Source organism: Frondihabitans sp. VKM Ac-2883 (assembly GCF_015350875.1).
Taxonomy (GTDB): Bacteria; Actinomycetota; Actinomycetes; order Actinomycetales; family Microbacteriaceae; genus Frondihabitans.
The window spans coordinates 116,537-137,322 of sequence record NZ_JADKSF010000005.1 but is presented as its reverse complement, the minus strand read 5'-3'; the positions used below and the strand labels follow the sequence as shown (position 1 = coordinate 137,322).

Sequence of the window (20,786 nt, the reverse complement as noted above, 5' to 3'; positions counted from 1 at the left end):
GGGTCGAGCCTAGAACCCATGCCCGAGAGAAGAGCGCCCATGTCGACGTCCGTGTCATCCAGCCCCGGCCCCACGCCCGCCGACTCCGCACCCCGCGGGGTCGAGGTGAACGGCGTCAACGTCATCGACGAGTCGGAGCGCAAGGGCACGCCGCGCCAGCTGTTCTGGCCGTGGTTCGCGTCGAATGTGTCGATCTTCGCCATCCCCTACGGCGTCTACATCTTCGGATTCGGTGTCTCCTTTTGGCAGGCGGTGATCCTCGGCGTCGTCGGCATCGCCTTCTCGTTCCTGCTGTGCGGCTTCATCTCGGTGGCAGGCAAGCGAGGCAACGCTCCGACGCTCACACTGAGTCGTGCAGCGTTCGGTGTCACGGGCAACCGTGTGCCGTCGATACTCTCGTGGATCTTGACAGTCGGTTGGGAGACCGCGCTCACCTCGACAGCCGCCTTGGCCGTCGCCACCGTGTTCGAAGAGCTCGGATGGAACGGCGGGATCGTCACCAAGGTGGTCGCGCTCATCGTCGTCGCGGGTCTCGTCGTTCTCGGCGGAGTGCTCGGGTTCGACTTCATCATTCGTCTGCAGAAGTGGATCACGATCATCACAGGCGTCCTCACGGTCGTCTACATCGTCCTCTCGGCGCATCAGATCGATTTCTCGACCGTCTCGGCTCTCCCTGCTGGCAATGCGGCAGCCTTCATCGGCGCCCTCGTCCTGGTCATGACCGGATTCGGGATCGGCTGGGTCAACGCCGCTGCTGATTACTCGCGGTACCTCCCCCGCAACTCGTCAAGTCGGAGCGTCGTGGGCTGGACCACGATCGGCGCCTCGGCTGCTCCGATCGTGCTGGTCGTATTCGGGTTGCTCCTCGCCGGGAGCTCCTCAACACTCAGCGACGCGGTCAACAACGACCCGATCGGCGCTCTGGCGTCAATTCTGCCGATCTGGTTCCTCATCCCGTTCGCCCTCGTGGCCGTTCTCGGCCTCGTCGGCGGGGCCGTCCTCGACATCTACTCGTCCGGGTTGGCGCTTCTCAATGCCGGCCTGAAGATCCCGCGTTATCTCGCCGCCGGAGTCGACGGTGTCCTGATGATCGCTGGCTCCATCTACGTCGTCTTCTTCGCCACGTCGTTCATCGTTCCCTTCCAAGGCTTCCTGATCACCCTGGGTGTTCCGATCGCTGCATGGGCTGGCATCTTCCTTGCCGACGTACAACTGCGGCGCAAAGACTATGCAGTAGCGGAGCTTTTCTCCCCCAAGGGTCGCTACGGCTCCGTTCAGTGGATACCGATCGGGCTCCTGGTGCTCGGCACGGCCGTCGGATGGGGCCTGGTCGTCAACACCAATGCGACCTGGCTGAGTTGGCAGGGCTATCTGATGGGCACGGGTGATTTCTTGAAGCAGTGGGGATACGCCAACCTCGGCGTCCTGGCCGCACTCCTCATCGGCTACCTGGGAACGCTGCTCTTCATGCGCCCGGTCGTCCGGCAGCAGGAGGGCATCCTCCAGCTCGATCGAGACATCGTATGAGCCTGACGTTCGCCACGCCGCCGTGGCTGATGGCGATTGATATGCAGCGCGTTTTTGGCGACCCGGGCAGCGACTGGTTCACGCCCGACTTCGGGCTGGCCAGCGCTCGTATCCGTCAGCTCCGGCCCGCCTTCGGCACACGTGTGGCCCTCACGCGCTTCGTGGCACCGGCCGAACCCACCGGAGCCTGGATTCCGTACTACGACGAGTGGCCGTTCGCGCTCGTACCCGACACCGATCCGCTCTACGAGTTGATGCCCGAGTTCCCGGTCGGAGACGCCGTGGTGGTCACCCGCCCGACGTTCGGCAAGTGGAGTGATGAGACCGCCAGGGCGCTCGGCGGCGCCACCGATCTCGTGCTCGCCGGGGTCTCGACCGACTGCTGCGTGCTGTCGACGGCCCTCGCAGCGGCCGACGCCGGAGTTCGGGTGCGCGTCGTGGCCGATGCCTGCGCGGGGCTCAGCGAACTCGACCACCAGCGAGCCCTCGACGTGATGGCGCTCTACGCGCCACTCATCGAGATCACGACGACCGACGAGGTGCTCGCTGCGCTCTGAGCGGCGCCGACCCTCGCCGACGGGGTGACCGCCCGAATTCGAAGGAGATCCTTGTCGGTGAGGCCGTCGGATCCTTGATTTTGTGTTGGCCAGCTAACCGATCTTCTTCGAATTCGGGAGCAGGAGCAGGACCGGCGCCGATCAGGGCGGGTCAGGCAGTGACGCGCGCAGGCAGACGGTGCACACGAGCCAGCCCGGGAGCGGCCACGGCCAGGCACACGAGGGCGCCGATTCCGCCGGCGAGAAAGGCCACGCCGGGAGCAGAGCCGTCGATCAAGGCACCGCACCCCGCGACGGCGAGCGCCGCACCCGTGTTCACCGCCGTGTCGATCCAGCTCGACGCCTCGGTGCGCACGTCGGCGTCGGTCAGCTCGTCGGCGAGCAGGTAGCCGGTGACGAACGCCGGCGCGAGGAAGAACCCGACCACGACAAGCCCCACGGCCAGCCCGAGAAGGCCGGGCACGAAGACGAGCAGGGCGCACGAGACGCCCATCCCCAGGCCAATGCCGAGGAGGCGACGGCCGGGTGGCGACGACCAGGTGCGGTGCCCGTAGACGAGGCCGCCCACGGCCGAGGCGGCCGAGAAGACAGCGAGAAGGATCCCGGGGCCGAGAATCGACGCCGACCCCTCGCCCGCGGCCGGTGCGGCGACCTCGACAGCGCCGAGCGCGAGCCCGACACCCAGCAGCCCCAGTACGACCGAGACGAACCCCGGTTGCGCCAGCGGACGCGACGACCGTTTCGCCGGCACGGTGGCGGCGACCCGGGCACGGGAGGCCGCGCCGCTCGTCATGAACAGGGTGCCGACGAGCGACAGGGCGGCGGTCATGTACAGCGCGGCCGGAGGCGACCAGACGGCGATGACGACCGCCACGACGAGCGGACCGGTCGTGAACAGGGTCTCCTGCGAGATCGCGTCGAGAGCGTAGGCCCGCGCTCGAAGCATCGGAGAGTCGGTCAGCTGCGCCCAGAGCACGCGCATGGCGGCTCCGAGCGGCGGGGCGAAGACGCCCGCGAGACCGGCAAGAGCGATCAGGATCCAAAGCGGTCGACTCCCCGACGACGCCAGAGTCGCCAGCATGGCCAGGCTCGCCGCATGAACGATCGCGAGAGGGGCGAGTACTCGCCGCTGACCCCACCGATCGACCAGGCGCGCGCGAATGGGCGAAGCCACGACGTTGGCCACTCCGAAGACCCCGGAGGCCGCCCCGGCCGCGCCGTACGACCCGGTGGCCGCCTCCACGGTGAGCAGCAGGGAGAGGGCGACCGTGGCGAACGCGAGCCGCCCGATCAAGGCCGGGAGAAAGACGCGGAGGGCGTGCGGGAGTCGGAGGACAGCGAGGTAGCCACTCGACGGGGCCGGGCTGGATCCTGGGGTCTTTTCGTCACCCGGGGGCGCCTGTGGAGAACTCACACCCCCAATTCTCGCCCACCAGTAGTGTGGTCGAGGGCCACGAGCCCGCCACCTCACTCACCACCGACGGAGCACCCGATGCTCGTGGAGAAAACATGCCTGGAGAGAACCTCACCCGTGTCGAAGCGCAGGAGCGCAAGAGCATCGTCGACGTGCAGTCGTACGCGATCTCGCTCGACCTCACCCGCGGCGAGGAGGTCTTCGGCTCGACGACGACCGTGAAGTTCACGGCCACCGAGGGCGCTTCGACCTTCATCGACGCGTTCACCCGCACCGTGCACTCGGTCACTCTCAACGGCCAGGCGCTCGACGTCGCGTCGATCAACGACGGCGTGCGCATCCAGCTCGACGGCCTGGCCGCCTCCAACGAGCTCACCGTCGTCTCCGACGCCGAATACACCAACTCGGGCGAGGGCCTGCACCGCTTCGTCGACCCGGTCGACTCCGAGGTCTACCTTTACTCGCAGTTCGAGGTGCCCGACAGTCGCCGCGTGTTCGCCGTGTTCGAGCAGCCCGACCTCAAGGCAACCTTCCAGTTCACCGTCACCGGTCCCGCGCGCTGGCAGATGGTCTCCAACTCGATCACGCCCGAGCCCGTCGTCGACGGCACGGATCCCGCTACGGCGACGGCCACGTGGTCGTTCGAGCCGACCGCCGTCATGTCGAGCTACATCACCGCGATCGTCGCCGGCCCCTACGACGTCGTCCGCTCGTCGCTCACCTCGTCCGACGGCCGCGAGATCCCCCTCGGCATCTTCACCCGCAAGTCGCTGTCCGAGTTCATGGACGCCGACTACATCTTCGAGAAGACCCGTCAGGGCTTCGCCTACTACGAGGAGAAGTTCGACTTCCCCTACCCGTTCGACAAGTACGATCAGCTCTTCGTGCCCGAGTTCAACGCGGGCGCCATGGAGAACGCGGGCGCGGTCACCTTCACCGAGACCTACGTGTTCCGCAGCAAGGTCACCGACGCCATCAAAGAGCGCCGAGTCGTCACGATCCTGCACGAGCTCGCCCACATGTGGTTCGGCGACCTCGTCACGATGAAGTGGTGGAATGGCCTCTGGCTGAACGAGTCGTTCGCCGAGTGGGCCTCCACCATCTCGACCGCCGAAGCCACCGAGTGGACGGAGGCCTGGACGACCTTCCAGGCGATGGAGAAGAGCTGGGCCTACCGCCAAGACCAGCTGCCCTCGACCCACCCGGTCGTCGCGACGATCAACGACCTCGAAGACGTCCAGGTCAACTTCGACGGCATCACCTACGCCAAGGGCGGCTCGGTGCTCAAGCAGCTCGTCGCCTGGGTCGGCATCGACGCGTTCTACGCGGGTGTCGCCGCGTACTTCAAGAAGCACCACCACTCCAACACCGAGCTGAGCGACCTCCTCGCCGAGCTCGAAGTCACGAGCGGGCGCGAGCTGACCAGCTGGTCGAAGCTCTGGCTCGAGACGGCCGGCGTCAACACGCTCCGCCCCGAGATCGACGTCGACGCCAAGGGCGCCATCACCTCGTTCGCCGTACTGCAGACCGCTGCCGCCGACTACCCGACGATCCGGCCTCACCGCCTCGCGATCGGCCTGTACTCGCTCGACGGCGACTCGCTGGTGCGCACCGACCGTGTCGAGATCGACGTCGACGGAGAACGCACCGACGTGCCCGAGCTGGTCGGCCTCAAGCGAGGCGATCTGGTGCTGATCAACGACGACGACCTCGCCTACGCGAAGATCCGTCTCGACGACGTCTCCCGCGCCACGGCGATCGAGCACCTCGCGAAGATCCACAACCCGCTGGCTCGCGCCCTCGTCTGGGGTTCGATGTGGGATGCCACCCGAGACGCCGAGAGCGCCGCTCGCGACTACGTGAAGCTGGTGCTCGCCAATATCGCGACCGAGACCGAGTCGACGACCATCCGCACCACGCTCTCGCAGCTCACGCAGGCCGCCCGCAGCTACGTCGACCCCGCCACCCGTGCGGCGACGATCACCGAGGTCGGCGACGCCCTGTGGGCTCTTGCGCAGGCGGCCGAGGCTAGCTCCGACGCGCAGTTCCAATTCGTGAAGTTCTTCGCGAACATCGCGTCGACGGATGCCCACGGTGACGCCCTCCAGGGCCTCTCCGACGGGTCGATCGCTCTCGAGGGTCTCGAGATCGACACCGACCTGCGCTGGGAGATCCTTGAGGGCCTCGTGCTCGTGGGCCGGGCCGGCACCGCCGAGATCGATGCGGCACTCGCCGCCGACAACACGGCAAACGGCGCTCAGGCGGCGGCACGGGCCCGAGCGACGATCCCCACGAGCGAGGGCAAGCTGGCTGCATTCGCGTCGATCGTCGACTCCGACGAGCAGCCGAACGCGATCGTGCGAGCCACGACGATGGGCTTCCAGCACACGAACGACCCGTCGATCCTTGAGCCGGTCGTCGCGAAGTACTTCGACTCGCTCAGCACGATCTGGGAGACACGCAGCTACCACATCGCCGACACCCTCGTCTCGGGCCTCTACCCGGCCGGGCTCGCCGACTCCGCCCTCGTCGACGCCTCCCAGGCGTGGCTCGCGGCCAACCCGGAGACACCGGCCCTGCGGCGCATCGTGACGGAAAACGTGGCCGGCACGGAGCGCGCCCTGCGGGTCCAGGCCGCCGACAAGTAGCGGCTGCGGCCGGCAGCCTGGCCGGCTAGTGGGCTAGCCGGCTGGCGAGCTGCATCCCGACGCCGAGCGGCGGCACCCTTCACGGGTGCCGCCGTTTCGCCGTGTGCGGGCCGGGTTGTGCGTGTCGCGGGCCTTGTGCCGCGAGATGGCCCAATCTCCCGCCAAGGCGCTCCGATCGCGGAGATCAGGCCATCTCGCGGGTCGCCGGCATCTCGGGAGGCCCGGGCACCTCGCGAGGCCCGGGCCAGGCGTCGAGATCGCAGTTGAGGTCGCCAGGGCCCGACCACTACTGCGATCTCGGCGCCGCAGGCCCGGGTCGCTCAGCAGACCCTTGAACTCTTCCTCGTAGCATTGGCCGAATGGTCACTCAACTCCTCGCAGCCGCTGCGACCAAGACGAGCGCCGCCGACGACATCGCGACCGGGGCCAGCGCCTTCTGGGACGCCTGGGGCACGCCGATCGCGGTCGCCGGCGTCATCGTCGGTGCGGTAGTGCTCCGCATCATCGTCCACTTCGTCATCCGTCGTGTGGTCGACCAGATCGTCACGGGCGTCAAGAAGAAGCAAAACGTCGACGACACTCAGGCGCTCAACTCTCCGCTGCGCGCGGTGCGGGTGGTCCAGCGCACTCGCACTCTCGGCAGCGTCCTCAACAACGTCGCGACGGTCGTCATCGCGGTGATCGCCATAGCGACGATCCTCGCTACGTTGAACATCGCCACGGTGGGGCTCGTCAGTGCGGCCAGCGTGATCGCGGCCGGCCTCGCTTTCGGCGCGCAGAACATCGTCAAAGACATTCTCAGCGGGCTGTTCATGGTCGTCGAAGACCAGCTCGGAGTCGGCGACATCGTCGACGTCCAGCTGGCGACCGGCGTCGTCGAGGCGGTGGGCATCCGTGTGACTCAGGTGCGCGACGTCAACGGCACCCTCTGGTTCGTTCGTAACGGCGAAATCCTCCGCGTCGGCAACATGTCGCAGGGCTGGGCCCGCGCCATCATCGACATCGCCGTTCCATACGAAAACGACATCGACGAAGTCGAGTCGATCGTGCTCACGACGTCGGCGGCGGTTGCCGCGCAGCCGCGCTGGAAGACGCGCATGCTCGAGAAGCCCGAGATCTGGGGCCTGCAGTCGATCTCGGAGTCGCACCTCGTCATCCGTCTCGCCGTTCGAACCCGGTCGGCCGACAAAGACGCGGTCGCACGCGAGCTGCGCCTCCGCATCGTCCGCGCGCTCGACGCGAAGGGCATCCACCTCCCCTCGCTGCAGAGCGTCGTTCTGTCGGGCTTCGAGGAGGCCACCAACATCCGGGGGGCTCGCCCGATCGAGACGCAGCCGACGCCGGTGCAGGGGCGGAACAAGGCGCCGCGAGCGCCACGTCGGGGCAGGAACGCCCCGCCCACGGGAGACAATGAGGCATGACCGAAACGCACCCTGTCTCTTCTGGTGAGCCGGTGGATCCTCAGCGCTCTCTGCCTCTGGGGCAACCCGTCACACTTCGGTCAGGTAGGGGCGACGACGATGCCCAGGGCAATTTCTGGGTGAAGGTCGGCGGTCGCCCGACGTTCGAGAAGCTCGTGCGACGCTTCTACGAGGGCGTACAGACCGATCCGATCATCTGGCCTATGTACCCGGCCGACGACCTCGAGGGTGCCATTCAGCGACTAACGGGGTTTCTCGAGCAGTACTGGGGTGGCCCTACGACGTACAGCGACGAACGCGGACACCCGAGGCTCCGCATGCGGCACAACCCGTTCACGATCACTCCGGCGGCTCGCGACCGCTGGCTCGTGCACATGCGCGATGCGGTCGACTCGCTCGACCTCGCGCCCCTCGACGACGCAATGCTGTGGGGCTACCTCGACCGAGCCGCGCACGCAATGGTCAACTCGTTCGCCGAATGACTCACACGCGACCGAGCTTCGCGTAACTGCCTTCGCGGAGGTCGTCGACGAGGCTCGGGCGCGATGGCGACGGACCGTACTCGGCTCGACCCGAGGATCCGACGGCTAGAGCAACGAGGAGCGTCGCTTCACGAGCACATGCCCGCGGCTGCTGGAGAGGCGCGTCCAGGCACCCACCGTGAAGACCCGGGTCGGCTCCTCACCGGAGAGGAACCCGAGCGTCAGCGCCGCAAAGGCCGCACCGGCCGGAACCCCGTCGGTGCCGTCGATCGGGCGCGTCCAGACGCCCGAGCGGACCTTCTGCACGATCTGCTCGCCCGTTCCCGTCGGGATGACTCGGGCGACCTCGTCGATTCCCGCCTTGGCCGTGGCCTCGAGGACGGCCGCGTCGACTGCGGCCGCCGCCTGCCAGCCACCTCGCGGCGGGGAGATGGCGGCCCAGGAGGCCGCGATCACGACGGGTGGAAGCGCGACGACGACGGCGGCGGTGGGGTCGACGACCTCGTTCTGGAGCCGCACAAGTCGCTCCTGGACGGAGCGGATCGGCACCACGGCGTCGAAGGTCGCTTCGCTTCCTTCGGCCAGGGCATACGTTCGCAAACCCAAGACCGTCGGGCTCGCGTCGAGGAGACCGGCCGGGCTGAGGACGCCGACGTAGGCGGCGAGCACCCCGCCCGCTCCGATGAGGCGCACGGCACCGTCGTCGACCGCGGCGGCCCGCGCGAGGAAGGTGTGCAAGTCGTCAAGCGAGAGCGAGTCGGGGAGCGTGAATGCGGTAGTCATGAGCGATCTAAACTACCGCTGATGAACTCCGACCCGTCGCACCCCGCGGCCGCCACCGACCCCCTGGCCGACCTTCTCCATGCTCTCGAGCTCACACCGTCGGGCACCGAAACCTTCGAGGGCTCGAGCCAATGGATGCCCAATGGTCGTGTGTTCGGTGGGCAGGTGCTCGCGCAGTCACTCATGGCGGCCGCGCAGACCGTCGATGGCGAGCGCGTGCCGCACTCTCTGCACGCCTACTTCCTGCGCGCCGGCAAGGTCGAGTTCCCCGTGTCGTTCCAGGTCGACCGGAGCCACGACGGCCGGTCCTTCGCCTCTCGCCGGACCGAGGCCTCGCAGAACGGCGTGCCGATCATGACGACGATGTCGTCGTTCCAGACGATCGACGGGGGAATAGACCACCAGGTCGAGGCGCCGAACGGGTTGCCGGATCCTGAATCCCTTCCGACGCTCGCCGAGGGGCTCGAGGGCATAGACGATCCTTCGGCGAGGTTCTGGGCCCACGGCCGGCCGTTCGACATCCGCCACGTGCCGTCGCCGATCTTCCTCCGGGTCGAGGGGGCTCACGTCGCGCACCAGGCACTGTGGATGAAGACGGTGGGGCGGCTCCCCGACGACGACCTCGTTCACCGCGCTGCGCTCGCCTACGCAAGCGACCTCGGCATCCTGGAGCCGATCCTGCGGCGACACGGCGTTCCGCTGTCGGCACCCGGTATCAAGATCGCCAGCCTCGACCATGCCATGTGGTGGCACCGGGCCGGGCGTGCCGACGAGTGGCTGCTCTACGCCATGGAGTCACCGAGCGCACAGAGCGGCCGTGGCCTGTCGACCGGGCGCTTCTACGATCGCAGTGGGCGCCTGCTCGCGTCGGTGGCCCAGGAGGGCATGACCAGGGTTCCTGGCGCGTAGCTCGGCGGTGTGAGTCAGCGAGACGTCAAAAACGACCGCCGATCCGCGCGATCGGCGGTCGTTTCTAAGGTCTCGACAGGTGACGCGTCAGCGACGCCGGAACGTCAACGGCTCATCGACGAACGGCGACCAGGCGGTTCGTTCGGCGTCGTTGATCCGGCGCGGGCGCTGCGTCGAGGCGTCCACCAAAACCAGCGTCGAAGCGGCACGGGTGTGCAGCACGCGTGGCTCGACGCCGACCGGCGAGAAGACCTCGTAGAAGATCTCGAGGCTGGCACCGCCCATGTGGCCGATCCAGAGCTGGATGTCGAGGGGCAGACGCGTGTACGCGATCGGCGCGAGGTACTCGACCTCTTGCCGGGCGATGAGCGACCATGTGTCGGTGCCCGGGCTCGAGTCGAGGATGGCCGTGGCGGTCGAGTCGCCCGACTCTTCGCCGGCCGACCAGAACGCCTGGATCCTGGCCTCTTCGAGGAGGTGCAGCATCTCGGCGTTGTTCACATGGCCATAGGCGTCGAGGTCGCCCCACCGCAGCACGGTGGGAACGTGAAGCCTCGCCACGTCAGTCTCTCGTCAGCTTGCGGTACGTGACCCGGCTCGGCTTAGCGGCGTCGGCGCCCAGGCGCTCGATCTTGTTCTCTTCGTAGGCCTCGAAGTTGCCCTCGAACCAGTACCAGTTGGCCGGGTTGTCGGGGGTGCCCTCGTACGAGAGGATATGCGTCGCGATGCGGTCGAGGAACCACCGGTCGTGAGTGATGACCACAGCACAGCCGGGGAACTCGAGCAGGGCGTTCTCAAGGCTGCCCAGGGTCTCGACGTCGAGGTCGTTTGTGGGCTCGTCGAGCAGCAGCAGGTTTCCGCCCTGCTTGAGGGTCAGCGCGAGGTTCAGACGGTTGCGCTCACCACCGGAGAGCACGCCGGCCTTCTTCTGCTGGTCGGGGCCCTTGAAGCCGAACTGCGACACATAGGCCCGCGACGGGATCTCGGTCTTGCCGACCTGGATGTAGTCGAGGCCCTCAGAGACGACCTCCCACAGGTTTTTGTTGGGGTCGATGCCGCCGCGGTTCTGGTCGACGTACGAGATGTCGACCGTCTCGCCGACCTTCAGGTCTCCGCCGTCGAGCGGCTCAAGCCCCGTGATGGTCTTGAAGAGCGTGGTCTTGCCGACGCCGTTCGGGCCGATCACGCCGACGATTCCGTTGCGGGGAAGGGTGAACGAGAGGTTGTCGATCAGAACCCGCCCGTCGAAGCCCTTTTCGAGACCCTTGGCATCGATCACCTGCTGCCCCAGACGCGGACCGACCGGGATGATGATCTCTTCGAAGTCGAGCTTCTTCGTGCGCTCGGCCTCGGTCGCCATCTCTTCGTAGCGAGCGAGGCGGGCCTTCGACTTGGCCTGGCGGCCCTTCGAGTTGCTTCGCACCCACTCGAGCTCGGACGAGAGGCGCTTGGCGAGCTTCGCGTCTTTCTTGCCCTGAATGTTGAGGCGCTCGCCCTTCTTCTCGAGGTAGGTGGAGTAGTTGCCCTCGTACGGGTAGAGACGGCCGCGGTCGACCTCGGCGATCCACTCGGCGACGTGGTCGAGGAAGTACCGGTCGTGTGTCACGGCGAGGACGGCGCCGTGATACTGGCTCAGGTGCTGCTCGAGCCACAGGACGCTCTCGGCGTCGAGGTGGTTAGTGGGCTCGTCGAGAAGCAGGAGATCGGGCTTCTGCAGCAGCAGCTTGCAGAGCGCGACGCGGCGCTTCTCACCACCGGAGAGATTGGCGATCTGAGCGTCGCCCGGGGGCGTCCGCAGGGCATCCATGGCCTGCTCGAGCTGGGAGTCGAGATCCCAGGCGTCGGCCGCGTCGATCTCTTCTTGAAGACCACCCATCTCTTCGAGAAGGGAATCGAAGTCGGCGTCGGGCTCGGCCATCGCGGCCGAGATCTCGTTGAAGCGGTCGATCTTTCCCTTGATCGGCCCCACGCCCTCCTGGACGTTCTCGAGGACGGTCTTCGACTCGTCGAGCTCGGGCTCCTGCATGAGGATGCCGACGGTATAGCCCGGGCTCAGCTTCGCCTCGCCGTTCGAGGGAGTGTCGAGGCCTGCCATGATCTTGAGGATCGTCGACTTACCGGCACCGTTCGGGCCGACGACGCCGATCTTGGCTCCGGGGATGAACGACATGGTCACGTCGTCGAGAATCAGCTTGTCGCCGACCGTCTTTCGCGCACGGACCATCGAGTAAATGTATTCGGCCATGGGGTCCAGTCTATTTGGGGAATGGGTCGCGGGCGGCGACTCTGAGACGAGGTCTCACCAGTCGATGGCGCGAGTCGTTCCGATCAGGCATTTGCCGGTCTTCAAGACCGGAGAGGAAGTGCTGGCGAACCCGTTCTGACCGATCTGCCCGACAAGACAGTCGTCGCCCCGCCAGCGCACCGAGACCTCGATCGAGTCGACCTGACGGCCGATCGAGGTGGAGTCGGCGGTGACCTCCATGTTCTTCTTGGAGAAGCCGGCCGAGCTCAGGGCACCGACGATGTCTCGACCCTGCGCGCCCGAATCGGCGTCGAGCTTCTTCTTCACCACGGAGTCGAAGAAGCGGAGCGCCTCGGCGGTCGAGGCGGTCTTCGAGAAGCTGGGCGCCGGCTTGGGCGTGGCAGTCGACTCAGCGGTGGAGGTGGCCGTCGCCGATTCCTGCGACGCCGAAGGACTCGTCGTCGGCTCAGGCGCCTGGGTGGTGCACGCTGTCGTCGCGAGGAGGACGAGCAGAGTGAGCCCGGCGACCGCCCCGCCCGTGCCTCGGGATCGCTGGATTCGAAAGACCACGGGCCGAGTCTATTCGACCCGATCAGAACGGGGCCTCTTCACCGACGACGTGCCACCCGGGCTGCTGGTCGACCGGGCAAGGCGACGTGGAGGCCGCCGGGACGAGGACTGGTGCGGCGGCGGGCACTGCGACGTGGGTCGGCGGAGGCGGCGCGCTCGGCACGCCCGGTTCGGAGCCAGAACCGGGTGCCGCGGTCGTGACGGACGTCTCGAGGTGGCCCGAGGGATCCTGCGGGGGTAACTGCTGCGGATCGGTCGCGTTCTCGTCGTGCTCCTCTGCCGCACCGGGGGCCGGTGCCGCGCGACCTGCGGCCTTCGTGAACGCGGTCGTGCCGAACAGCAGATCGGGCCCGAGCGATTCGGCATCGATCTCGACGGAGGTGCCGGAGCGGTCGTCTTTCTGCCAGTTGCGGATACGCAGACGGCCAGAGACGAAGACGCGGTCGCCCTTGTCGAGCGAGGCGTCGGCGTGATCGGCCAGCTGGCGATACACGCTTACCGAGTACCAGTTGGTATCGGAGTCGACCCAGACGGCGCGCGAGCGATCGTAACGACGCTGAGACGACGCGAGGCGGAAGGTGACGAGCGAGATGCCCGAGGTGGTGCTCACCCGCTTGAGCGGGGTCGCGATTGTGCCGGTGAGAGAGATGGTGTCTGTCATGACCGAAAGTCTCGCGACGACGGCAACGGCCCGAGGCTGTCTCTCGCGCTTCTGGGGAAAGACAGGCCATCGGGCCGGTTGTGGAGACCAGGGCGCTCCTGGTCAGTGACTCAGTGCTCGGTGAACTCTGGGCGATCCGCGCCGGGGCCGAGCGCCGCGTGCATGGCGCGCTTCGCGACGTCGAGAGTCGGGTAGGCGCCGTGATAGTCGGCCTCGCGACCGACTCGAATGGCGAAACCGTCGCCGGTGCGGTGGATCGATCCCACGGCTCCGGCGGGGCCGCTGGCCACCCAGGTGCTTTGCGTGGTGGTGACGGTGTCGTTGCTCATCGTTGAGCTCCTTTCGATGTGGCCGGGGCGCGGTGCCGCGACCTATGACGCCAAGACGTACTTGCCGTACGACTTGCGGATCTTGTTGACCTTGGGCAGCGCGACCGCGAGGCAGTAACCCTGGCCGGGATTCTTGGCGAAGAAGTCTTGGTGATACTCCTCCGCGTCGTAATAGACGCCGAGCGGCTCGAGGGTGGTCACGATACCGCCCTCCCAATACTCCGCAGCACGGTCGAGGGCCGCTTCGAACTGCGCCTTCTGCGCGTCGTCTGTGTAGAACATCGCCGAACGGTACTGAGTGCCGACATCGGCACCCTGGCGATTGAGTTGTCGCGGATCGTGAAGGGTGAAGAAGACGTCGAGGATGACCTCGGCCGGGATGACCTCCTCGTCGAAGGTGACCTGAACGGCCTCGGCGTGCCCCGTCGCGCCGGTGCAGACGGCCTCGTAGCTGGGATTCGACATCGAGCCTCCCGTATAGCCGGAGACGACGTCTGTGACGCCCTGCAGGGTGCGGTAGACCGCGTCGAGACACCAGAAACAGCCGCCGGCAAGCGTGAAAGTCGTCATGACCTCACGGTACTCCCCGGCCCTGCAGGCGTCAGTAGGCTCAGCCCTATGACCTCACCTTTCACGCCCTACGTCGCCGACGCCGAACGGTACGAAAAGCTCCCCTACGACCGAATCGGCCGGAGCGGACTGCGACTCCCCCGCATCTCGCTCGGATTCTGGAACAACTTCGGCACCGACCGCTCCCTCGAGACGCAGCGTGACATCGTGCTCCGCGCCTTCGATCGCGGCGTGACCCACTTCGATCTGGCAAACAACTACGGCCCCCCGTACGGCTCGGCCGAGGAACAGTTCGGCCGGATCCTGAGTGCGAATCTCGCGCCCTACCGCGACGAGATCCTCATCTCGTCGAAGGCCGGCTACGACATGTGGCCCGGCCCGTACGGCGACGGCGGCTCGCGCAAATACCTGCTCTCGTCGCTCGACCAGAGCCTCACGCGCATGGGCCTCGACTACGTCGACATCTTCTACTCGCACCGCCCCGACCCCGAGACGCCCATCGAAGAGACGATGGGTGCGCTGGCCACGGCCGTCCGCCAGGGCAAGGCCCTCTACGTCGGCATCTCGAACTACGACCCCGCCCAGACCGAGGCGGCGATCACCGCCCTCGCCGCCGAGGGCGTGCCGCTACTGATCCACCAGCCGCGGTACAACATGTTCGACCGCCGACCCGAGCAGGGACTCTTCGACACCCTGACCGCCAACGGCGTGGGCTCGATCGTCTTCTCGCCGCTCGCGGGCGGGCTGCTGACTGGCCGATACCTGAACGGAAAGGCACCCTCAGGATCCAGGGCTGCCGAGGGTCGCTGGTTCACCGAAGACGTGCTCGATGAGACCTACCTCTCTCGGGTCGGCGCCCTCAACGACATCGCGGCGGCACGCGGGCAGTCGCTCGCCCAGCTCGCGCTGCTGTGGGTGCTACGACAGGAGGCCGTGACGTCGGCCCTCATCGGCGCCTCGAGCGTCGCACAGCTCGACGACAGCCTCGACGCGCTGCACGGCGCGGATCTGAGCGACGCGGAGCTCGCGGCGATCGAGCCTCTGGCTGTCGACGGCACCGGGTCGGGTCGCTAGTCGCGCTCAGTATCACCGGTCGGTGAGACCTCAGAATCGCCCGCTTTTCTCCACGAAAAGCGGGCGATTTCGAGGTTTCACGCCGGATGCGTGGTCGCGGGAGCTCGAATGTCGGTGGTCGTACGTATGTTCGATTTGCACCCAGAGTCCAGCCGACCATAGCGAGGAGCACCACGATGACCACCCTGACCTTCACCCCCGATTCCGTTCCCGGCGCCCTCGCGACGGCGCCTTCCGTACGCGAGCAGCGGGGCGGGCTCACTCTCGTCCAGCTTCACGACGGCCTCATCCGCGTCACCCGGCCGTCGGGTGAAGTGCTCGGGTACGTCGAGAGCTATCAGCACGCCGAGGGCGAGCGATTCCGCGCCAAGCGTTTCCTCCCGCGGCAGCGTCGGTTCGTGGAGATCGGCGAATTCTGGAGCCGCAACGACGCCACCGACTGCTTCCGGTTCGCCTGAGTTCGGTCGCGCTTTGCCTGAGCGGGGTGGCGCTTTGCGTGCCGATTACGCCCCGATGCCTGTCGCAGCCCGGCCCGGAGCCCTGGAGCAGTTAGTGTGCGCGGCATGACCTGGTGGAACGCGCTGACCGACTGGCTGACTTCAACCGAAGGGCAACGCATCATCACGAACGTCGTTCTACCCTTCGTGGCGATCATCGTGGCGGGTGTCTTGGCTGCGCTCATCGCTCGCAGCATGGGTAAGCGGCTACTCGAGGCGCGTGACCGCGAAACGAAGGCGAACACGGTCACGGCCCTGATTGCATCGGCCCGTCGCTCTATCGAGTGGAGCACGCTCGGCGCCGACGAACGAGCGCACACGGCGCACCTCTCCGACGAGGCGTCGATCAGGCTCCGGCTGCTTCCCGTCGCAGGCGCCGACCTCGCCGCCGTCTGGTCAGAGCACGAGATCGCATCGATTCGCAGCAACTCGGCCACCTTCCGATTCCAGGCCGAGCAGACCTTTGCCGACCTGCGCGACCGCCTCGTGCAATGGCAGACCAAGCCGACCCGGGCGAAGAAGCTGTTCCGCGACGAGGTCGAGCGCTGGAACGCCGAAAAGGCCGAAGACAAGGCGTCTCAACCCGAGTCGGCGACGACGCAGTCGTTCGTTCCGGTCGACGGCGAGTCCAGTCCGGTGCAGGCGCCCACAGCGTTCGCACCCGCACCAGTCGTTCCGGCTACGCCCCCGGCCGCAGCCACCCAAGACGCAGCCATCGCCGCGATGGAGCAAACGCCTGCCGAGCCCCGGGTGGCAGCTGCGGCCCCCTCCGAGACCGCCACCGACGAGGCGTCGCCGGTCGAGACCGCCCCTCGCGAGGCATCGCCGGTCGAGGGATCACCGGTCGAGGCAGAACGCGTCGAAGCAGCCGGTGCCGAGGCGGGGCTGTCGAGTGAGGCTCACGTGCAGGGCGGGGTCGAGGTGAGCGACGTGGGGGCGGATCCTTCGATTTCTGGCGGCGCTCCCACTCGCGCAGCGACCGGCATGGTGACGACGCCTGTGGTCAACGCGCCTGTGCAGGTCAGTGCAGAGTCGGCAGGTGCAGAGTCGGCGAATGCAGAGTCAGCGAATACGGAGCGGGGCCTCGAGCCGGCCGACAGCGAGTCTCGCGATGACGAATCGGGCGACGATCGCGAGCCGGCGTTCAGCGCTCCGGTCAGCGCACATCAGGTTCGTCGCCGCACGACACCCGACGAAAGCTGAGCGAACGGGCGGCGCGTAGTACCGTAGTCATCGATTGCGGTCGGTCGTCTCCCCCCGTAGCTCAGTGGAAGAGCACGTGGTTTCTACCCACATGGCCGGGGGTTCGAATCCCTCCGGGGGGACTCCTGCATCTCTGTGAGCGACGGATCTAATCGCGTTTCGCGGGTTTAGTCGCGGTAAATCGCGACTAGACCCGCGAAATGCGACTAGACGCAATGTCGCCAGCGACTGGGCGGGTGTCGCTAACCGAATCACGCACCGCCCACCGAAAAAACGGTAAGCGGTGCGTGATTCAGTTCGCGAAGGTCGGGCTACTGGGTCAGCGAACCCGTCAGGTCGTAGACGGTGACGCCGCCGACAGTCTGCGAGGCGAAGTTCGCCTTGACCCAAGCCGCGATCTGCGACGAGGCGTTGCTTCCGCCATTCGACGTGCCGACCGAGCTGCCCACGAAGTAGTGGATCTTGCCCGCCGCGACGTAGGCCTTGAACTCGGCCAGGGTCGGCGACGGATCGCTTCCGTTGAAGCCGCCGACGGGCATGACCGACTTGAGAGTCGCAAGCTGATAACTGGCCGCCGTGTCGGAGCCGATCGCCGCAGCAACCCAGGTGTACTGGTCGGCATCGGTGAGCAACAGCTTCTTGAGGGCCGACGAGACCGTGGTCGAGCCTCCGAAGATTCCGCCCATTCCACCGCCACCGCGAGCCATGCCGCCGGTGCCGCCGGTCGGCGCCGTACGAGTGCCGGTGCCCGTGCCCGTGCCTGCCCCGCCGGGCGTCCCACCGAAGCCACCGGGCGGCGTGCCCACTCCGGTGCCCGTTCCGGTGCCGGTCCCGCCCTGCGTGCCGCGACCACCGCCGCCCGCACCCGGGGCGCCACCGCCACCACCACCGAAGCCACCGCGAGCAGAAGCCACCGCAGGCCCGGCCGACGGGATCGACCCGGTGTGGGCGGTCGAGGCTGTCTCGATCGAGTAGGCGAGAGGCCCGAGCAGACCGCCGACCAGCATGAGCGACACGGTCGCCGCCGCCAGCCCGCGAGCGCGCCCGGCCGAGCGCCCCATAACGCCAGCAGCACCGGCACCACCAGCAGCACCCTCAGCAGCGCCCGCAGCACCACGCCCGACGCCAGCACCACGAGGCACCAGCACGAGCACTGCAGCGGCCACGCACGCGACGACGACCACGAACTTCAGCCACGGCAGCCAGTCGGTGGCCCGGGCGAGCAGCGCGTACGACCAGGCCGCCGTCACGAGCATGGTGACTGCCAGGACGATCCGCGGCCACCAGCGCGTGCGGGCGGCGTTCCAGACGACGGAGCCGCCGATGGCAACGGTCCCGGCGAGCGGGGCGGCCAGTGCCACCGTGTAGTACGGGTGGAAGATGCCGCCGGCGAAGCTGAAGACGAGTCCGGTGACGACCAGCCAGGTCGAGAAGAGCAGCAGGGTGGCGCGGCGCACGTCGATCCGGTGGCGCCGGCCCAGCACGACGAATGCGGCCACCATCACGATCAGGGCGGCGGGCAGCAGCCAGGTGATCTGGCCGCCGATCTCCGAGCCGAAGAGTCGGGTGATGCCGGTCGAACCCCAGGATCCGGCTCCCGCCGCCCCTGTTCCGCCCGTCACCGAGCCGGTCTCGTTGCCCGTCAACCGGCCGAAGCCGTTGTAGCCGAACGTCAGCTCGAGGAACGAGTTGTTCTGCGACCCGCCGATGTACGGACGCATCGAGGCGGGAACGAGCGAGACGATCGCCACCCACCAGCCGGCTCCGACGATCACGCCGCCGAGGGCTCCGAGCAGGTGCAGCAGTCGCGTCTTCCAGCGGAGGGGCGCGCAGAGGAAGTACACGGCCGCGAGCTCGGGCAGAATCACGAACGCCTGCAGTTGCTTGGTGAGGAACCCGAATCCGACGACCACTCCCGCCCAGATGACCCATCGGATCCTGCCCGATTCGATGCCGCGCAGCGTCAGGTAGACGGCCAGCGTCATCAGCAGCAGAAGCATCGCGTCGGGGTTGTTGAACCGGAACATCATCACCGCGACCGGCGTCAGCATGAGGGTGCCGCCGGCGATCAGAGCGGTCGCCGCCGAGAAGTGCCGTCGCACGATCACATAGACCAGGAAGACCGTGACCACGCCCATGAGCGCCTCGGGCAGCAGGATGCTCCACGACGAGAGGCCGAACAGGCGCACCGACAGCTCCATGATCCAGAGCGACGCGGGCGGTTTGTCGACCGTGATCGAGTTGGCGGCGTCCGAGGATCCGAAGAAGAACGCCTCCCAGTTCGATGCCCCGGCTTGCACGGCCGCCGAATAGAACGAGTTCGCGTAGCCCGAGATCGAGAGGTTGGTGATGTAGAGCACTGCCGAGGCGATGATCAGGCCCCACAGCGACGGTCGCTCCCAGCGCGGCGAGGTCGCCGGGCCGAGAGCCAGCCAGCGCCCGGCCCGTCGGAGCCGGGACGGCGGCGATGCGGCAGCGGACGAAGGATCCGACGTGGCCGACGCGGGCGGAAGAGAAACGGTGGTCATGACTGGCTCGCCTTCGTCAGAGTCTCGGCGGTGCGGGGGTGAGCGTGCGCGCTCGGCTGGTCTCCGACCTCGAACGCCCGTCGCGGCTCGAGCGTCGGGGCGGGTTTCGCCTCGCGGCGAAAAACCCAGACGCGGAGCAGCACGAACCGGACGACCGTGGCGACGAGGTTGGCGGCCGTGAGGACGACGAGTTCGACGTGGGCTCCGGCATCGGGCGAGACCCGGTGCAGGCCGACGAGCGAGCCGGAGGTGATGACCCAGGCGATCCCGAACACGATGAGGCCCTGGGCCTGATGCTTGACCTGGCCGCTCCCCCGCACCCCGAAGGTGAATCGTCGGTTGGCGGCGGTGTTGCCGATGGTCGTGATCAGCAGCGCGAGGAAGTTGGCCAGCTGGGCCGGCACGAACTGCTGAAAGAGCAGGTAGATGACGGCGTAGGCGGCTGTCGAGAGCACGCCGACGAGACCGAATCGGATCACCTGCCCGAAGAACGACGGCGCCGGTTGGGCGTAGGGGTGACGGCCGATCTGGTCATAGATGGCGCCCACCGGAATGCGGCCCCGGGCGATCCCCGTAGCGACGCGGACCATGCCGCGAAGGTCGGCGGAGGCGGTCGCCACGATGTCGACCGACGACTGCGGGTCGTCGACCCAGTCGACCGGCACCTCGTGGATGCGGAGGCCCGACCGTTCGGCGAGGATCAGCAGCTCGGTGTCGAAGAACCAGCCCGTGTCTTCGACGAGGGGCAGGAGATGAGCCGCCACGTCGCTTCGGATCGCCTTGAAACCGCACTGCGCATCGCTGAACGACACGCCCATGGTCCGGCGCAGCAGCAGGTTGTAGGTGCGCGAGATGAAGTCGCGCTTGCCGGCCCGGGTGATGCGCGAGGAGGGATCGAGGCGCGTGCCGATCGCCAGGTCGGAGTGCCCGGAGAGAAGGGGCGCGACGAGCGGCTTGAGCGCCGACAGGTCGGTCGAGAGGTCTTCGTCGACGTACACGAGCACGCTCGCCGTCGACTCCGACCACACCTTCTTGAGGGCGCGGCCCCGGCCCTTCTGAGCGAGGTGGACAGCGATCACGCCGTCGAGTTCGTTCGCGAGCGTGTCGGCCAGCGCCGGCGTGGTGTCGGTCGACGCGTTGTCGGCGATCGTGATCCGCCACGTTTCCGTCAGGGAGCGCGCGAGGTACGCGTGCAGAGCGGTGATGCTGGCTACGAGGGTCGCCTGCTCGTTGTACACGGGCACGACGATGTCGAGGTCGAGGGTCTTCGTGATTTCGGGCATGGATTGAGAATGCGATCCGTCTCAATGAGGGCGACTGATGCACCCGATGAGATCCCTATGAAAACGGGCGGAGAGCAAAAAACGC

The 20,786-nt window shown here is 67.4% G+C and carries 19 protein-coding genes and 1 tRNA gene; 10 read left to right on the top strand and 10 right to left on the bottom strand.

Translation table 11 applies throughout. The features are described 5' to 3' along the window. Positions 1-39 precede the first annotated feature (39 nt). Positions 40-1,527 (top strand): cytosine permease, encoded by a 1,488-nt coding sequence (locus tag ITJ49_RS11035; RefSeq protein ID WP_194605157.1) that lies wholly within the window; start codon positions 40-42, stop codon positions 1,525-1,527. Next, positions 1,524-2,084: a cysteine hydrolase family protein gene (locus tag ITJ49_RS11030; RefSeq protein WP_228514380.1), complete on the top strand. Its 561-nt coding sequence runs from the start codon at positions 1,524-1,526 to the stop codon at positions 2,082-2,084. The genes ITJ49_RS11035 and ITJ49_RS11030 overlap by 4 nt, the downstream gene beginning before the upstream one ends. Positions 2,085-2,235: 151 nt before the next feature. Here ITJ49_RS11030 and ITJ49_RS11025 read toward each other — a convergent pair whose 3' ends face one another. Continuing rightward, a complete protein-coding gene (locus ITJ49_RS11025; protein WP_194605153.1) occupies positions 2,236-3,498 on the bottom strand; it encodes an MFS transporter in 1,263 nt (420 codons plus the stop codon). Positions 3,499-3,593: 95 nt separating this feature from the next. Between ITJ49_RS11025 and pepN the strand changes: the two genes are divergently transcribed. From pepN to ITJ49_RS11010, 3 genes are all read left to right on the top strand, one after another. Beyond that, positions 3,594-6,146 carry an aminopeptidase N gene (gene pepN, locus ITJ49_RS11020; protein WP_194605150.1) on the top strand — a complete coding sequence of 851 codons (2,553 nt, stop codon included), beginning with the start codon at positions 3,594-3,596 and terminating at the stop codon, positions 6,144-6,146. Positions 6,147-6,505: 359 nt separating this feature from the next. Then, on the top strand, positions 6,506-7,567 hold the full coding sequence (locus tag ITJ49_RS11015; RefSeq protein ID WP_194605146.1) for a mechanosensitive ion channel family protein: 1,062 nt from the start codon (positions 6,506-6,508) through the stop codon (positions 7,565-7,567). Further along, positions 7,564-8,049, top strand: coding sequence for a globin (locus ITJ49_RS11010; RefSeq protein ID WP_084816209.1), 486 nt, complete (start codon positions 7,564-7,566; stop codon positions 8,047-8,049). The genes ITJ49_RS11015 and ITJ49_RS11010 overlap by 4 nt, the downstream gene beginning before the upstream one ends. Positions 8,050-8,154: 105 nt before the next feature. Here the strand turns inward: ITJ49_RS11010 and ITJ49_RS11005 are convergent, their stop codons facing one another. After that, a complete protein-coding gene (locus ITJ49_RS11005) occupies positions 8,155-8,832 on the bottom strand; it encodes a hypothetical protein (protein ID WP_194605143.1) in 678 nt (225 codons plus the stop codon). Between the two features lie 21 nt (positions 8,833-8,853). Between ITJ49_RS11005 and ITJ49_RS11000 the strand changes: the two genes are divergently transcribed. After that, positions 8,854-9,741: an acyl-CoA thioesterase II gene (locus ITJ49_RS11000; RefSeq protein ID WP_194605140.1), complete on the top strand. Its 888-nt coding sequence runs from the start codon at positions 8,854-8,856 to the stop codon at positions 9,739-9,741. An 87-nt stretch (positions 9,742-9,828) separates the two neighbouring features. Here ITJ49_RS11000 and ITJ49_RS10995 read toward each other — a convergent pair whose 3' ends face one another. The 6 genes from ITJ49_RS10995 to msrA form a co-directional block, all read right to left on the bottom strand. Beyond that, on the bottom strand, positions 9,829-10,302 hold the full coding sequence (locus tag ITJ49_RS10995; protein WP_055962816.1) for a thioesterase family protein: 474 nt from the start codon (positions 10,300-10,302) through the stop codon (positions 9,829-9,831). Position 10,303: 1 nt separating this feature from the next. After that, positions 10,304-11,986 carry an energy-dependent translational throttle protein EttA gene (gene ettA, locus ITJ49_RS10990; protein ID WP_055962820.1) on the bottom strand — a complete coding sequence of 561 codons (1,683 nt, stop codon included), beginning with the start codon at positions 11,984-11,986 and terminating at the stop codon, positions 10,304-10,306. Positions 11,987-12,040: 54 nt separating this feature from the next. Further along, positions 12,041-12,556 carry a hypothetical protein gene (locus tag ITJ49_RS10985; protein ID WP_194605137.1) on the bottom strand — a complete coding sequence of 172 codons (516 nt, stop codon included), beginning with the start codon at positions 12,554-12,556 and terminating at the stop codon, positions 12,041-12,043. A 22-nt stretch (positions 12,557-12,578) separates the two neighbouring features. Continuing rightward, positions 12,579-13,217 (bottom strand): single-stranded DNA-binding protein, encoded by a 639-nt coding sequence (locus ITJ49_RS10980; protein ID WP_194605134.1) that lies wholly within the window; start codon positions 13,215-13,217, stop codon positions 12,579-12,581. A 110-nt stretch (positions 13,218-13,327) separates the two neighbouring features. Then, positions 13,328-13,546: a methyltransferase gene (locus ITJ49_RS10975; RefSeq protein ID WP_194605132.1), complete on the bottom strand. Its 219-nt coding sequence runs from the start codon at positions 13,544-13,546 to the stop codon at positions 13,328-13,330. Positions 13,547-13,588: 42 nt separating this feature from the next. After that, positions 13,589-14,116 carry a peptide-methionine (S)-S-oxide reductase MsrA gene (gene msrA, locus ITJ49_RS10970; protein ID WP_194605129.1) on the bottom strand — a complete coding sequence of 176 codons (528 nt, stop codon included), beginning with the start codon at positions 14,114-14,116 and terminating at the stop codon, positions 13,589-13,591. 48 nt (positions 14,117-14,164) lie between these two features. On the opposite strand from msrA, the gene ITJ49_RS10965 reads away from it, so the two are divergent. The 4 genes from ITJ49_RS10965 (at position 14,165) to ITJ49_RS10950 (ending at position 17,012) form a co-directional block, all read left to right on the top strand. Beyond that, positions 14,165-15,190: an aldo/keto reductase gene (locus ITJ49_RS10965; RefSeq protein WP_194605127.1), complete on the top strand. Its 1,026-nt coding sequence runs from the start codon at positions 14,165-14,167 to the stop codon at positions 15,188-15,190. 176 nt (positions 15,191-15,366) lie between these two features. Next, positions 15,367-15,648, top strand: a complete 282-nt coding sequence (locus ITJ49_RS10960; protein ID WP_194605125.1) for a hypothetical protein — start codon at positions 15,367-15,369, stop codon at positions 15,646-15,648. Between the two features lie 105 nt (positions 15,649-15,753). After that, entirely contained in the window at positions 15,754-16,890 is a 1,137-nt protein-coding gene (locus ITJ49_RS10955; protein ID WP_194605123.1) for a hypothetical protein, read from the top strand. 50 nt (positions 16,891-16,940) lie between these two features. After that, a tRNA-Arg gene (locus ITJ49_RS10950) sits at positions 16,941-17,012 on the top strand. 189 nt (positions 17,013-17,201) lie between these two features. On the opposite strand, the gene ITJ49_RS10945 is transcribed toward ITJ49_RS10950, so the two are convergent. After that, positions 17,202-19,418: a glycosyltransferase family 39 protein gene (locus ITJ49_RS10945; protein ID WP_194605120.1), complete on the bottom strand. Its 2,217-nt coding sequence runs from the start codon at positions 19,416-19,418 to the stop codon at positions 17,202-17,204. After that, the gene (locus ITJ49_RS10940) at positions 19,415-20,701 is read right to left on the bottom strand and encodes a bifunctional glycosyltransferase family 2/GtrA family protein (RefSeq protein WP_194605118.1); all 1,287 of its coding nucleotides are present in this window, start codon (positions 20,699-20,701) and stop codon (positions 19,415-19,417) included. Before ITJ49_RS10940 ends, ITJ49_RS10945 begins: the two co-directional genes overlap by 4 nt. Between the last annotated feature and the right edge of the window lie 85 nt (positions 20,702-20,786).

Bases quoted from the DNA above. Each gene is read 5' to 3' on its own strand.
- ITJ49_RS11035 (WP_194605157.1), top strand. From the start codon at position 40: ATGTCGACGTCCGTGTCATCCAGCCCCGGCCCCACGCCCGCCGACTCC.
- ITJ49_RS11030 (WP_228514380.1), top strand. From the start codon at position 1,524: ATGAGCCTGACGTTCGCCACGCCGCCGTGGCTGATGGCGATTGATATG.
- pepN (WP_194605150.1), top strand. From the start codon at position 3,594: ATGCCTGGAGAGAACCTCACCCGTGTCGAAGCGCAGGAGCGCAAGAGC.
- ITJ49_RS11015 (WP_194605146.1), top strand. From the start codon at position 6,506: ATGGTCACTCAACTCCTCGCAGCCGCTGCGACCAAGACGAGCGCCGCC.
- ITJ49_RS11010 (WP_084816209.1), top strand. From the start codon at position 7,564: ATGACCGAAACGCACCCTGTCTCTTCTGGTGAGCCGGTGGATCCTCAG.
- ITJ49_RS11005 (WP_194605143.1), bottom strand. From the start codon at position 8,832: ATGACTACCGCATTCACGCTCCCCGACTCGCTCTCGCTTGACGACTTG.
- ITJ49_RS11000 (WP_194605140.1), top strand. From the start codon at position 8,854: ATGAACTCCGACCCGTCGCACCCCGCGGCCGCCACCGACCCCCTGGCC.
- ettA (WP_055962820.1), bottom strand. From the start codon at position 11,986: ATGGCCGAATACATTTACTCGATGGTCCGTGCGCGAAAGACGGTCGGC.
- ITJ49_RS10980 (WP_194605134.1), bottom strand. From the start codon at position 13,217: ATGACAGACACCATCTCTCTCACCGGCACAATCGCGACCCCGCTCAAG.
- ITJ49_RS10975 (WP_194605132.1), bottom strand. From the start codon at position 13,546: ATGAGCAACGACACCGTCACCACCACGCAAAGCACCTGGGTGGCCAGC.
- msrA (WP_194605129.1), bottom strand. From the start codon at position 14,116: ATGACGACTTTCACGCTTGCCGGCGGCTGTTTCTGGTGTCTCGACGCG.
- ITJ49_RS10965 (WP_194605127.1), top strand. From the start codon at position 14,165: ATGACCTCACCTTTCACGCCCTACGTCGCCGACGCCGAACGGTACGAA.
- ITJ49_RS10960 (WP_194605125.1), top strand. From the start codon at position 15,367: ATGACCACCCTGACCTTCACCCCCGATTCCGTTCCCGGCGCCCTCGCG.
- ITJ49_RS10955 (WP_194605123.1), top strand. From the start codon at position 15,754: ATGACCTGGTGGAACGCGCTGACCGACTGGCTGACTTCAACCGAAGGG.
- ITJ49_RS10945 (WP_194605120.1), bottom strand. From the start codon at position 19,418: ATGACCACCGTTTCTCTTCCGCCCGCGTCGGCCACGTCGGATCCTTCG.
- ITJ49_RS10940 (WP_194605118.1), bottom strand. From the start codon at position 20,701: ATGCCCGAAATCACGAAGACCCTCGACCTCGACATCGTCGTGCCCGTG.